General features: G+C 71.6%; 10 protein-coding genes. 6 read left to right on the top strand and 4 right to left on the bottom strand.

Annotated features, from left to right (window positions below; translation table 11 throughout):
* Positions 1–388 precede the first annotated feature (388 nt).
* The 4 genes from ACZ60B_RS19005 (at position 389) to ACZ60B_RS18990 (ending at position 5,087) form a co-directional block, all read left to right on the top strand.
* On the top strand, positions 389–1,252 hold the full coding sequence (locus ACZ60B_RS19005; RefSeq protein WP_469388345.1) for a DUF1918 domain-containing protein: 864 nt from the start codon (positions 389–391) through the stop codon (positions 1,250–1,252).
* A gap of 37 nt (positions 1,253–1,289) precedes the next feature.
* Complete coding sequence (locus ACZ60B_RS19000) at positions 1,290–3,689, top strand: glycoside hydrolase family 65 protein (RefSeq protein WP_469388343.1); 2,400 nt, start codon at positions 1,290–1,292, stop codon at positions 3,687–3,689.
* 359 nt (positions 3,690–4,048) lie between these two features.
* Positions 4,049–4,879, top strand: coding sequence for an intradiol ring-cleavage dioxygenase (locus ACZ60B_RS18995; protein WP_469388341.1), 831 nt, complete (start codon positions 4,049–4,051; stop codon positions 4,877–4,879).
* 64 nt (positions 4,880–4,943) lie between these two features.
* On the top strand, positions 4,944–5,087 hold the full coding sequence (locus ACZ60B_RS18990; RefSeq protein ID WP_469388339.1) for a hypothetical protein: 144 nt from the start codon (positions 4,944–4,946) through the stop codon (positions 5,085–5,087).
* A gap of 17 nt (positions 5,088–5,104) precedes the next feature.
* Here ACZ60B_RS18990 and ACZ60B_RS18985 read toward each other — a convergent pair whose 3' ends face one another.
* Positions 5,105–8,542, bottom strand: coding sequence for an ATP-binding domain-containing protein (locus ACZ60B_RS18985; protein WP_469388338.1), 3,438 nt, complete (start codon positions 8,540–8,542; stop codon positions 5,105–5,107).
* A gap of 200 nt (positions 8,543–8,742) precedes the next feature.
* Between ACZ60B_RS18985 and ACZ60B_RS18980 the strand changes: the two genes are divergently transcribed.
* Positions 8,743–9,570 (top strand): class I SAM-dependent methyltransferase, encoded by an 828-nt coding sequence (locus ACZ60B_RS18980; protein WP_469388336.1) that lies wholly within the window; start codon positions 8,743–8,745, stop codon positions 9,568–9,570.
* Between the two features lie 16 nt (positions 9,571–9,586).
* Here ACZ60B_RS18980 and ACZ60B_RS18975 read toward each other — a convergent pair whose 3' ends face one another.
* Both ACZ60B_RS18975 and ACZ60B_RS18970 read right to left on the bottom strand, forming a co-directional pair.
* A complete protein-coding gene (locus ACZ60B_RS18975; RefSeq protein ID WP_469388335.1) occupies positions 9,587–9,973 on the bottom strand; it encodes a cupin domain-containing protein in 387 nt (128 codons plus the stop codon).
* Between the two features lie 130 nt (positions 9,974–10,103).
* Positions 10,104–10,583, bottom strand: a complete 480-nt coding sequence (locus ACZ60B_RS18970; RefSeq protein ID WP_469388333.1) for a carboxymuconolactone decarboxylase family protein — start codon at positions 10,581–10,583, stop codon at positions 10,104–10,106.
* 181 nt (positions 10,584–10,764) lie between these two features.
* Here ACZ60B_RS18970 and ACZ60B_RS18965 point away from each other — a divergent pair, with 181 nt between their 5' ends.
* Entirely contained in the window at positions 10,765–11,697 is a 933-nt protein-coding gene (locus ACZ60B_RS18965) for an RNA polymerase sigma-70 factor (RefSeq protein WP_469388332.1), read from the top strand.
* A gap of 83 nt (positions 11,698–11,780) precedes the next feature.
* Here ACZ60B_RS18965 and ACZ60B_RS18960 read toward each other — a convergent pair whose 3' ends face one another.
* Positions 11,781–12,665, bottom strand: a complete 885-nt coding sequence (locus ACZ60B_RS18960) for a C1 family peptidase (protein ID WP_469388330.1) — start codon at positions 12,663–12,665, stop codon at positions 11,781–11,783.
* Positions 12,666–12,957 lie beyond the last annotated feature (292 nt).

Here is a 12,957-nt window from a genome sequence, read left to right as displayed (position 1 = left end):
CGCGACGGGGCTGTTGGCCAAGGCCGAGCGGAAGCGGCGAAGGCGAGCACCTCCTCAGACGGCAGCCGGCCTCCGGGAGCCGGGCACGAGCATCTCGGCCTCGGCGGCGGCCCAGCGGGCGGGGGCGAGGCTCTCGGGTGAGCGTGTCCGGGCCCACGGTGACGAGACCGGCTGTATGGCGGCGGTCTCCGTCTCGTACGAAGCTGGAGATGACGGTGCAGGAGCCCGGCGGCGCGCGCCTGGTCCGGACCTCGCCGACATGTCGAGCGTGCGTGCTCTCCTCGGGTGGTCCGGGAGGTCCGGGCGGCTGTCGAACGAGGTGCTGCGGAAGGCTCTGCCTACGCCCTGATCGACCACACAGGACCATCTTCAGGAGAGGGCGGTCATCATGCGAGCTCACCTCGGAGACCAGCTCGTCGTCGAAAGCACGAAGCCGGGCACGGCCCGGCGCGACGGGGAGATCGTGGGACTCCGTCACACGGACGGCACACCGCCGTACGAGGTGCGCTGGGCGGACACGGACGAGGTGGTGCTCGTGTTCCCCGGGCCCGACGCGCACATCCACCATCCGGAGCACGGACAGCCCGGGACAGCTCAGGGGTCCGCCACCCCGGGCGACATCGGGCGGCGGGTGGCTGTCGAACGCCGCAGACAGGGACTCGCCATCGAGGAGGCGGCCCGCCGCGCACGGATGTCGCCCGCCTACCTGTCGTACCTCGAGGAACACCCGGCGGACCCGACTGCGGCGGCTCTCATCAGGCTGGCCGACGCACTGGGCACGACCGCGGCCGTGCTGCGCGGAGGGGGTGCCGACCTGCCGCCGGGGCAGGGCCACGCGCTGCTGCACCCACGGATCGAGGACCTCGACCCGGGTGAGTGCCGCGCCCTGCTCTCGACCCACGGTGTGGGACGGATCGCGCTGTTGGCGCCCGACGGCCGCCCGGCGGTCGTCCCGGTCAACTACGAGGTCGTCGATGACGTGATCGCCTTCAGGACCGCCCCCGGCTCGCTGCCCGCGACGGCCGTCGGAGCGGAGGTCGCCTTCGAGGTCGACCACGTGGACGACGTCCTGAGCCAGGGCTGGAGCGTGCTCGCCGTAGGCACGGCGAGCGAGGTCATGGATCCCGACGTCGTGCGCGGGCTCACCGGGCGGGCGCACACCACGCCCTGGCCGGGTGGTGGGCGCGGGATGTGGGTGACGATCCGGCCCACGAGTCTCACCGGCCGCAGGATCACCCCGGCGGACCAGTAGCGCGGCCCGGTGCTGCCGACCGAGGAGAGAGCGCGGGATGTCGGAGTGGACGTGGGAGTGGGAGGGCTACGACCCCGGGGGCGAGCAGCTGCGTGAATCCCTGTGCACGCTCGGGAACGGCTACTTCGCCACACGGGGTGCGGTGCCCGAGTGCCGGGCGGGGCTGGTGCACTGTCCCGGAACCTACGTGGCCGGGTGCTACAACCGCCTGGAGTCGACGGTGGTGGGACGGCAGGTGGTGAACGAGGATCTGGTCAACCTCCCGAACTGGCTCCTCCTGCGCTTCCGTGTACGCCGTACGGAAGGGAGGTGGGGCGCCTGGTTCACCCCGGACACGCACCCGGTGCTCGACCACCGGCACACCCTGGATCTGCGCCACGCCACGCTCACCCGCGCTGTCCGCCACCGGGTGGACGGGGCGGGAGTGCTCGCCGTCGAACAGTCCCGCCTGGTGCACATGGGGGAGCCCCACCTGGCCGCACTGCGGACCGTCTTCTCGGCCGAGGGCTGGTCGGGCGAGGTCGAGATCGAGTCCGGGATCGACGGCGACGTGATCAATGGCAACGTGCACCGCTACCGGACCCTCGAACGCCGCCAGCTGACCGGTGTGCGTACCGGCTCCCAGGAGCCCGGCGCGGTCTGGCTGACCTGCCGCACCAGCACCTCCGGCATCCAGATCGCCACGGCGGCCCGTACGGCCGTCACCGGCCCCACCCCGGTCACGTCCGTATCCCACCCGACCCGTCGCCGATCCCTGTACCGCCTGGTGGTCCCGCTCGCCCCCGGCCGGCCCGTCACCGTGGAGAAGACCGTCGCCGTGCACACCTCCCGCGACACCGCGATCGGCGACCCGCTCGGCGCGGCGATCGACCGGGTGGCCACGGCGGCGGACTTCCCGGGGCTGCTGGACTCCCACGCCGCCGCCTGGGAACGGCTGTGGCGGCGCGCGGAGATCCAGGTGCCCGGCCGGGCCGGGCGCGTCCTGCGGCTCCACCTCTTCCACCTCCTGCAGACGCTGTCACCGCACACCGCGGACCTGGACGTGGGCGTCCCGGCCAGGGGACTGCACGGTGAGGCGTACCGCGGCCATGTCTTCTGGGACGAGCTGTTCGTCCTGCCGTACCTCGACCTGCACTTCCCGGAGGTCTCCAGGGCGCTGCTGGACTACCGCTACCGGCGCCTGCCGCGGGCCTGCCGGGCGGCCGCCGAGGCCGGCCGGGCCGGGGCGATGTATCCGTGGCAGAGCGGCAGCGACGGCCGGGAGGAGAGCCAGGCGTGGCATCTGAACCCCGCGTCGGGACGCTGGCTGCCCGACCACTCCCGGCTCCAGCACCATGTGGGCTCCGCGATCGCGTACAACGTCTGGCGGTACTGCGAGGCCACCGGCGACACGGAGTACCTCCATACCAAGGGCGGGGAGATGCTCCTGCAGGTCGCCCGGTTCTGGGCCGGCCTGGCGGTCCTCGACCCCGGTACCGGCCGCTACCGCATCCGGGGCGTGGTCGGGCCCGACGAGTACCACGACGCCTACCCGGACGCCGTCCGGCCGGGACTGGACGACAACACCTATACGAACGTCACCGCCGCCTGGGTCCTCGTCCGTGCCCTGGACCTGCTGCGGCGCCTGCCCGTCTGGCGCAGGGAAGAACTGTGCGACCGCATCAGGCTGGACGCCGATGAACCGGCCCGGTGGGACGACGTCTCCCGCCGGTTGCGGATCCCGTTCCACCGGGGCGTCATCAGCCAGTTCGAGGGCTACGGCGACCTCGCCGAGCTGGACTGGGACGCCTACCGGGCCCGGTACGACAGCATCCGGCGGCTGGACCGGATCCTGGAGGCCGAGGGCGACACGGTCAACCGCTACCAGGCGTCGAAGCAGGCCGACGTCCTCATGCTCGCCCATCTGTTCTCGCCCGCTGAACTCGGGCAGCTCTTCGCGCGTCTCGGCCACCACGTGGACGACGAGGTCTGGCGCAGGACGGTCGACCACTACCTGCGGCGCACCAGCCACGGCTCCACCCTCAGCGGGCTGGTCCACGGCCTGGTGCTCGCCAGAGCGCGCCGGGCCGAGGCCTGGCAGTTCGTCCAGGAGGCCCTGGAGGCCGACATCGCCGACATCCAGGGCGGTACGACCGGCGAAGGGATCCATCTCGGAGCGATGGCCGGCACCCTCGATCTGATCCAGCGCGGCCTGACCGGACTGGAGACCCGTGAGGACGCCCTCCGGTTCGACCCGGTCCCCCTGCCGGCACTCTCCGAGTACGGCTTCTCGCTGCGCTACCGCGGCCACGGGGACGTGGGCGTACGGTGCCGGAGCGGACAGCTGGAGATCAGCGTGCCGGACTCGGAGGAGTCACCGCTGCGCGTGGTCCTGGCCGACCGGGCCGTGACCGTGACGCCCGGGAAGACCTGCACGCTCGTGGTCCCGGCGAACTGAGGACCCCACCGCCGTCACCCGCGTGCCCCCGGCCGTCCGCCTCGGCCGCCGCGCCGAGGACGCCTGTTCGCCAGGGGCTGGACAGCATGGCGTCGAAGGGGCCGTTCAGGTGCCCCTGGGTGTCGGTGAGGGCGAAGGGCCGGGGGCCGGCGGCGCGCGGAACGAGGTGACGACCGGGGCCCCGACGGAGGATGCCGTAAGCCGGGGGCATGGGCAAGTTATGTACAGTTCAGCAAATTTCGACACGCGGATTGAAACCCGACTCCCTCACGAAAGAGGCGAGTTGGGAGCTATCTCCCCAGCCGTCTCACAGTCCGCCGCCAAGGCCTTCCTCAGCTTCGTCCCTAGGTTCACCGGACATGACAGACAACACTTCTGCCGCAGAGCAGACGCCCGAACAGACATCCCGGGCCCTCGCCCGGCACCGCCTGGACAGCAGCATGAAACGGCGTCGCGTCCTGATCGGAGGGGCCGGTGTCGCCGCCGCCGGCGGCCTGATGGCCGCCGGGTTCGCCTCGGCCGCCACCGACACCGGTAGCGCCGCTGAGACCGGGAACGCCGAGGGGACCACCACCGTGTGCACCCTGACCGCCGAGGTCACCGAAGGCCCGTACTCCCTCCCGGGCGCCCTGGTCCGCGAGGACATCCGGGAGGACAAGGAAGGCTTCGAGGTCCAGTACACCTTCACGGTCGTCGACACCGGCAACGACTGCGCCCCGCTGGCCGACGCCCTGGTGGAGATCTGGCACTGCGACGCGCTCGGGGAGTACTCCGGGTTCGTCGGGGGCAACGGACACAAGGAGGACGACGACGGCACGTTCCTGCGCGGCGGCCAGACGACCGACGAGAACGGCCGGTGCAGCATCGTCTCCATCTGGCCGGGCCACTACGTCTCCCGCGCCGTCCACGTCCACATGCGGGTGCACACCGACGTCACGCTCACCGACACCTCGTACACCGGCGGCGAACTCGTCCACACCGGACAGCTCTTCTTCGACCAGGACATCAACACCGAGGTCCAGGCGACGTCCCCGTACTCCGCCAACACCACCAAGGAGACCCTGCTGGCGAACGACGGCATCTACGACGACGGCGGCGCCTCGTCCGGTCTGCTGACGCTGACCGCGCTCGGGGACGGCGTGTCCGACGGCTACAAGGCGACCCTCACCGTCGGGGTGAGCACCTCCTAGCCCACGGTACGACCGGCCCCGACCGTACGCCGGAGCACGGGACGGCCCGCGCCACGGCCGTCCCGTGCTCCCGGCCCTGAAACTCTTCGCGAGCAACGGCCGTTACCGCATCCGCGGTAGCTACGCGCCGCCGACCACCGGCGCACAGACCGGCGGCGCGCACACCCCGTGGACCTACCTCACCGTCCGCTCCGGCAGCCCGCGATGAGGTAGGCGTTCACACGGCTACGACTGCTCGCCGCCCAGCGCCGATGCGCTGTCGTGGCCGCCCCAGCCGCCGGGGGTGCGCCACAGGACGTGGACGCCGAAGACGTCGCGCAGGGTGTCGGTGGACCAGTCCTCGGTGGGCGGTTCGGTGAGGACCAGGTACAGGCGGTCGGCCGGCGTCGGCAGGGTGTGGTTGATCTCGAGGAGGCGGGCGGCTCCCGAGCGCAGGTCGGCGTGGGTGGAGTGGCCCGCGCCGAGGATCTCGTAGAGGAAGTGGCCGTCCTCGTCGACGCGGCTGACGTCGATGACGGGTGAGTCGGTCGGCTGAAGGTCCGCCCACAGCAGGTCCGACATCAGGGCGTGGCGTACCGCCTCGTGCTTCCTGCACCTGCGGTCGGCGGCGGCCGCCGTCTCCAGTGTGTCCAGGAGGCCCTTCGGCGTGGGCGCCGGGGTGGCGGGCAGGTCTTCGACGGGCGTCATGGGCTCGGCTTCCTCGTGTGCCGGCTGCGGTGCGGCCGGTGCGGGTGCGGTCTGCGGCTCGGGCTGGGCGGTCAGGCGCCCGCGCAGCGTCTCGCGGGCCTCGGCCAGGGGCTGGGTCCAGCCGGTGCGGGCCAGGTCCGCGCGGAGCCGCCGGCTGTCGAGGGTGTTGTCCTTGAGGGCGCGGTTGGTGGTGGTCGCGAGGTCGCGCAGCAGGTTCAGCCGGTGCTTGTCGGGGGAGCCGAGGACGCGTCGTACGTCCACCCAGTCGGCCTGGTCGCGGCGCAGGACGCGGTTGGCCATGCCCTTGAGTTCGGAGAGGTGTTCGCGGGCGTTGTCCGGGACGGTGCCGTCGTCGCCGGTCAGTTCGTCGAGAACGCCGAGTGCCGCCGCGTAGCGTTCGGCCATCCTGGGCGAGATGGGCTGGCGTCCTCGCTGGTCCGTGGTGAGCAGGCAGTGGTGCCGGTCGTGGGCGAGCACCCAGGAGTCCAGTTCGTCGCCGGTGTGCGGGGGAGTGGAGCCGTGACGGACGGCCAGGACCAGGGGGACGTCGGTGAGGGGGGAGAGGGCTTCCACCCGGTAGCGGCCGCCCGGGCCGGGACCCAGCACGCGGACCCGGAAGTCGGTCCCGATCTCGGGGAGTTCACCGTTCGGCATGGCGGGTCCGGTCTCGATGGGCGGCGGGGGCGTGGCGGTGCCGTCGGTGTGCGTGAGGGCCTCGGGGAGCGGAGAGGTGTGCAGGACGGTCAGGCTCTGCGTGCTGCGGGTGAGGGCGACGTAGAGCTGACGCAGGCCGGCCGGGCCCCGGTCGGCGATGGTGGCCGGTTCGACGACCAGGACATGGTCGTACTCCATGCCCTTGGCCTGGGCGGCGGCCAGCACGGACACGGCTTCGCGCTGTTCGTCACCGATGCCGGTGGCCTGGTGCAGGTGGCGGCTGATCTCGTCGAGCCAGCGGGAGTCGTCGGGGACGATGACGGCCACGGAGCGCAGGGTGTCGCCGTCGGTGGTTCCCAGCAGCCGGGTGGCGTGCTCGACGGTGTCGTCGAGGAGGTTCCACGGGTCGGTCGCCACCGTCCGGACGGCGCTCTCGCCGGCTTCGCGGATGGCCCGCGGGTAGGGCAGTGCGGGGGCGACGGCGCGGGCCAGGGGCGCGACGAACTTCATGATCTCCACCGGCACGCGGTAGCTGGTGTTCAGCTCGGCGACGCGCCAGTCGCCCTGGTCGGACAGCAGGGCGCCGAGCCGGTCCCAGTCGGCGTAGGCGTGGGGGCCGGTGGCCTGGGCGAGGTCGCCGAGGACGGTCATGGAGCCGTTCACCGCGGAGCGTCTGCGCAGGGAGCGGGCCTGCATGGGGGTGAGGTCCTGGGCCTCGTCGATGACGATGTGCCCGTAGCGGTGCGGGCTCTCGCCGGTGATGAGGAATTGCAGTTCCTCGAGGCAGACCTGGTCGTGGAGGGTCCAGGGGTCCGCGTCGGCCTTGTCGGCCCGGGGGCGGTGCAGGGCGGCCTGCTCCGGGGCTTCGAGTACGCCGTCGGCGCAGGCGTGCAGCAGGTCGGGGGAGTCGTACAGGCTGCGCAGGGTCTCCCGGGGGCCGGGGGAGGGCCAGACGCGTTCGATCAGGCGCTCGACCTGGCGGTTGCGTTCCAGGTCGCGGCGGATGGTCGTGTCGCGGCTGCGGCGCGGGGCGACGGCGACGAGTTCCCGCAGAAGACGGTCGACGAGCAGGCTGCGGAAGCGGTCGCGGCGTTCACGGTAGGAGCCGTCGCCCGCGCGGACGTCCGTCAGTAGGGCGAGGACCTCGGAGCGCGGGATGCGCAGGGTGGTGCTGCCGGCGGTGACGGTGAACTCCGGCCGGGCGTCCTTGTAGGAGGGCGTGGTGGTGAAGTCGTCGACGGCCTCGGGCCGGCACTCCCGCTCGACCCGCCTGTGCAGGACGGCCGCCATGCGCTCGTCGGACTTGACCATTTGCGCCTGGGGGGTGTCGGTGCCCAGGATCTCCCCGTCCCACAGGCGGGACAGCTGCACGGCGTTGACGTTGCGGGTGCCGAGGGTGGGCAGGACCTGGCTGACGTAGTCGAGGAACTGCTGGTGGGGGCCGATGACGAGGATGTCCTGCGCGGTGAAGTGCCCGTTGTCGACGAGCCAGGTCACGCGGTGCAGGCCGACGGCGGACTTGCCGGTACCCGGGCCGCCCTGCACGACGAGGATGTCCGAGGGCGAGCCGGTGACCAGGGCCATCTGGTCGCGGCGGATGGTCTCGACGATGTCCCGCATGCTGCCCCGGCGGGAGCGCTGGAGCTCCCGCAGGAGGAAGTCGTCGGGCTGCTGCGGCTTCTGCCGGTGCATACGTGCGACATCGGTCGGGGTGAGCGCCTGCGGCCGGGTCCTGGTCGGCTGCCGTACGTCATCTGCCGCGTCCTTCGCCGCGCCCGGACGGGCCGCGCCCGCATGGTCCGCGCCCTGCCGATCCGGGCCCTGCCGATCGGCGCCCTGCCGGTCGGCGTCGTCCGGGGCCGGCCGTGGGGAGGGCAGGGCGACGCCGATGTCGTCGGCATAGCCGTCGACGCGCTGGCGCGTGCAGCGCAGCTGCCGCCGCAGGACGACGTCGCCGGGCGCGTCGGGCAGGGCCTGCGCCCACTTCCGCGCCTGCGGGGTGGTCCACAGCACCACCACGGTGTCGCGGGTGTGGACATCGGAGACGGCCCGCCGTCCGACGTACCAGGTCTCCGGTTCCCCGCCGGGGGCGTCCTGGACGTCGACCCGGCTGATGACCAACGAGGCGTCGCCGAGACCGCCGTACGCCGCCGCCTTGTCCTCGGCGTCGATGCGGTTGGCGACACTGTCCTTGCCGCTGGCGGACGCCGAGGCGATCGTGCCGCCGGACAGTTCGGTGAGCCGCTCGTGGTAGCAGCCGTAGGCGCGATCCACCGCCTTCTGCTCGATGGCGATGATCTCGTCACGCGTGGTGGTGCTCATGTGCTTGCTTTTCCCCTCCCTCGCGACACCTCGGAAGGCGCCGCGCCGGGCACAGCCCGGTCCCCAGCGAAAGACATATCAGACCCGGCGAGCATTCCGGGCGTGCGGCCGAGGATTTGACGGCCGGTCAGGCGCAGGCGTCGGGGAGCCGCCGTCGAACCGGTGGCGCCCCCGTGGACGGGCCCATAGCTTGAGCGCTCGTGACCGACGATCCGCAGCGGCGCCCGAACCGACGTGACCTCGGCCGGGTGTTCGACGAGGTGCCGGAGCTCTACGACCGGGTCCGGCCGGGATACCCCGACGAGCTGTTCGCGGACCTCGTCGCCGTCACCGGAATGGACGAGACGTCGTCGGTGCTGGAGGTGGGCTGCGGTACCGGTCAGGCGACGCGCTCGCTGGCGGCGCTCGGCTGCTCGGTGACCGCCGTCGAGCCGGGCGCGGGCATGGCCGCGCTCGCTCGCGGGCGGATCGCCGCCTACGGCGACGTCGAGGTCGAGATGTCGACGTTCGAGGAGTGGGACGACCGCGGCCGACGCTTCGACGTCCTCGTGGCCGCGTCGTCGTGGCACTGGGTCGACCCGTCGATCGGCTGGCGACGAGCGCACGACGTCCTCCGTCCCGGAGGCTGGACGGCCCTGCTCGGCAACGTCGTCGTCCGCCGACCGGGGGAGCCGGAGGTGTACGCCGAGACCGCCGATCTCCACGAGCGGTTCTGTCCGGGGAACCCCGACTGGGGGCATCCGCCCTCGGAGGACGACGTGCGCGCCACCGACGAGGGCTGGGGGCTGGTCGAGGACCCCGGAGGGTTGTTCGGCCCGACGATCGTGCGCTGGTACCCGACGGTTCAGTGGTTCAGCGGGGAGGGCTTCGCCGATCACCTTCGCTCGACGTCGCCGTACCGCAGGCTCGCCCCCGACGTCCGTGAGCCGCTGCTCGACGCCGTCGCCGAGCGCATCCGCACGCGGATGGGCGACCGGGCGGCTCGCCGCTACCTGAGCGTCCTGCGCGTCGGACGGCGCGCCGGGTGAGCCTGCCCGAGGGTACTCAGACGCCGTGAGATCGATCCAGGGGTTCAGCGGCCTTGGTCAGCGGCCCGCCCGCGTCACCTGTGTTGAGCACCCCGGCCGGCTCCAGCAGCAGAATGGCGGTCTCCTCGTCCGCCACCGGGCAGTGTTCGGCGCCCCGGGGAACCACGAACAGCTCGCCCGGCCCGAGCACGACGTCGCCGTCCCTCAGCCGAATGGTGAGTCGGCCGCTGATGACGAGGAACAGTTCGTCGGTGTCTTCGTGGGTGTGCCAGACGAACTCGCCCTTCAGTTTGGCGAGTTTGACCTCGTAGTCGTTCAGGTCGGCGATCTTCTTCTGTGTCCAGAGATCGTCGAACTGCGAGAGCTTGCGGGCGAGGTTGATGGATGCATGGGGTTCGGTCATGCGATCAGCGTGCTGCCGCTGGTCGCCGCTGGTCTTGTACGTTCCTTGCATGCCTGGCCTCACGGGCAGAGGCATGGCGGGCCCGGCCCGGATCGGACGATCCTGGGACGGGCCGCGTCTCGCCCGCCGGTCAGTTCGACATACGGGCGAACATCCCGGGTTCGTAGGAGCCTCCCGGGTTGTGCACGATCACGTTCATCCGGGTGGCCGCGTTGATGAGGGAGACCAGGCAGACCAGTGCGCCGACCTGGTCGTCGTCGTAGTGCTCGCGCACCTCGGCCCAGGTCCCGTCGGACACTCCGTGGTCGCCGAGCCGGGTGCCTTCCTCGGTGAGCGCCAGTGCGGCACGTTCGGCCTCGGTGAACACGGTGCTGTGGCGCCAGGCGGCGACCAGGCTGAGCCGGAGCGCGGTCTCGCCGGCGGCCGCGGCTTCCTTGGTGTGGACGTCGACGCAGAAACCGCAGCCGTTGATCTGGCCGACCCGCAGTTCGACCAGTTCCCGCAGGCTCTTCGGGAGCGTCGAATCCTCCAGGGCCGACGAGGCGTTGTAGAACCGCTTGGCGACCTTCGCGGCGGTCGGGCTGTCGAGCAGGTTGAAACGGGGTTCCATGAGGCCGTCCTCACTCGTGGTGTGGCGTGGTGCCGCACCGGACGGACACAAGATGCCGACGGCCCGGTCCTTGTGACGGACCGGGGATGTGGCGTGCGTCACCGGTCGCGGGTGTCACAAAGCGGTGCGGGCCGGCGTCTGGTGGACAGCGCAGTCGACAGCGGACGGGCGGGAGCCGGCGATGAACGACCGAACCACGAGCGACGGGACGAGGGACGCGTCCGGGCCGGTCGCCCGCGGTGACCGCACGGACAGCGTCACCCAGGCGTTCGTCGCCCACCGCAACCTGCTGTTCACCGTCGCCTACGAGATGCTCGGCTCGGCCGCCGACGCCGAGGACGTCCTGCAGGAGACCTGGCTGCGGTGGGCCGGCGTCGATCCCGACACCGTGCGGGACCAGCGCGCGTACCTGGTCCGGATCACCACCCGGCAGGCGCTGAGCCAGCTGCGTACGCTCGGCAGGCGCAAGGAGTCCTACGTCGGCCCCTGGCTGCCCGAGCCGCTGCTGACCGCGCCCGACGTGGCCGAGGACGTCGAGCTGGCCGACAGCGTCTCGATGGCGATGCTGCTGGTGCTGGAGACGCTCGCGCCGACCGAGCGGGCGGTGTTCGTGCTGCGGGAGGTGTTCGACCTCGGGTACGACGAGATCGCCGAGGCCGTCGGCAAGAGCCCGGCCGCGGTCCGTCAGATCGCCCACCGGGCACGGACCCACGTCGCCGCGCGCCGACCGCGCGGGGTCGCGTCGGCTGCCGAGACCCGCCGTACCGTCGAAGCGTTCCGGCGGGCGGTCGAAACGGGCGACCTGCAACGCCTGCTGGACATCCTCGCGCCGGACGTCGTCCTGCTGACCGACGGCGGCGGAGTCGTGCGGGCCGCGCGGGCGCCTGTCGTGGGGGCCGGTCAGGTGGCCGGCGTGCTGGGCAGGATCGCGGCCGCCGTGTCGCTGCAACCGGCACAGGTCAACGGCGACCCGGCGCTGCTCGTCCGGCTGGACGGCGAGATCGACACCGTCCTGGCCCTGCGCATCGACGACGGCCTCGTCACCGGGCTCTACGCCGTGCGCAACCCCGAGAAACTGTCACATCTGGAACGGGAGACCACCTTGCGCCGCTGAGTCCGCGACCTCGAGGAACCTGACGGAGCGCGGAAGGCCCGCTGCCGATTCGACAGCGGGCTCCGGCTTCGGTGCGGTGGCGGTCAGGGCCGTTCGTTGAAGGGGGTCAGCCCGATGTTCTCGGCGTTCACCAGTACCCAGAAGTCGCTCGCGAGACCCTTGGTGACCCACTCGTAGGGCATGTAGCCGTAGCCTTCGTCGCCCCAGGAGGTGCCCCAGGAGTTGCGGATGACGAGTGCGCCTGTAGTGGTGCTGTGATCGATCGGGCTGGTCACGACACGGCTGTCGTCGTAGCCGACAGCCACGATCGCGTGGCCTCCGAGCACGCTCTCGTCCGGCTTGGGGAACGGGATGTCGCCTCCCGTGGCGTGCCGGATGCTGGTGTAGACCGGGAACCCGAACATCGCGGGCAGTCCCGTCGCGAGGGTGGCCTTGATGTCAGTGAGCAGGTCGCCGCGGTCGGTCGCGGGCGGGTCCAGGCGGTAGTACACCAGCGCCTGGTAGTTCCCGCCGAAGGCGTAGCAGAACGCGGGCGGTTCGTCGTCGAAGCGGTCGATGTTGTAGGGCCAGAACTTCTCCGGCGGAGCACCGAAGAGCGCCAGCGCGCCCATGGCGGAGCGCAGGTACGCGCCGGTGTCGCCGTGGAGTTGGAGGTAGTTGCGCGTCGCCTTGTAGATGAAGCGGCGGGAGGCAGGCGTGTAGGAACCGGTGGACTGGATCTCGAAATACTCCAGCACTCCGGCGGCGGCGTTGGCCGTGCACGAGCCCAGGTCGCCCTGGTCCACGATGGAGGAGCACTTCGGCCTGAGGTCCACATGCGGGGGCGACGCACCGAAGGCGCGGGAGCGGATGCCCACGGAGCCGAGAATCTTGTCGACCTGCGGTGAATCCTTGGTGTAGTCGCGGATGTCGGGCAGGTCGGGTATCCAGCCCATCCCGCCGACCGGTCCGTTGACCTGTGCGTTCATGAGTGATCCTTCCGCTTGAGGGGGGACGGAAGGACACAGGCATATGACTGAGTCATTCCGTCGTGTCCCGGTATATGCCGCTGCGGCGGCTGCCGCGATCGGGGCCGCACCGAGCGGGTGACGGGCGGCGGACCTCACCCCGGCGCCGGGCCGGAGAGCCGTGGTTCTGCGGGTGGTGACGGGCTGTCATGTGGGATGCTCCGCCTGTGGATCACCGTGCTCAGTGCGTGCAGAATGCATGTACTGGGGCGGCGGCCGTCGGTGGGGACGGCGGCGACGACGGAGGGGGCGT

The organism is Streptomyces sp. NPDC104096, assembly GCF_055584385.1.
The sequence above is the reverse complement of the archived record's forward strand: the minus strand, read 5'-3'. Positions and strand labels throughout refer to the sequence as shown.

Bases quoted from the DNA above. Each gene is read 5' to 3' on its own strand.
- ACZ60B_RS18975 (WP_469388335.1), bottom strand. From the start codon at position 9,973: ATGACCGAACCCCATGCATCCATCAACCTCGCCCGCAAGCTCTCGCAG.
- ACZ60B_RS18960 (WP_469388330.1), bottom strand. From the start codon at position 12,665: ATGAACGCACAGGTCAACGGACCGGTCGGCGGGATGGGCTGGATACCC.
- ACZ60B_RS18995 (WP_469388341.1), top strand. From the start codon at position 4,049: ATGACAGACAACACTTCTGCCGCAGAGCAGACGCCCGAACAGACATCC.
- ACZ60B_RS18985 (WP_469388338.1), bottom strand. From the start codon at position 8,542: ATGAGCACCACCACGCGTGACGAGATCATCGCCATCGAGCAGAAGGCG.
- ACZ60B_RS19000 (WP_469388343.1), top strand. From the start codon at position 1,290: ATGTCGGAGTGGACGTGGGAGTGGGAGGGCTACGACCCCGGGGGCGAG.
- ACZ60B_RS18965 (WP_469388332.1), top strand. From the start codon at position 10,765: ATGAACGACCGAACCACGAGCGACGGGACGAGGGACGCGTCCGGGCCG.
- ACZ60B_RS19005 (WP_469388345.1), top strand. From the start codon at position 389: ATGCGAGCTCACCTCGGAGACCAGCTCGTCGTCGAAAGCACGAAGCCG.
- ACZ60B_RS18970 (WP_469388333.1), bottom strand. From the start codon at position 10,583: ATGGAACCCCGTTTCAACCTGCTCGACAGCCCGACCGCCGCGAAGGTC.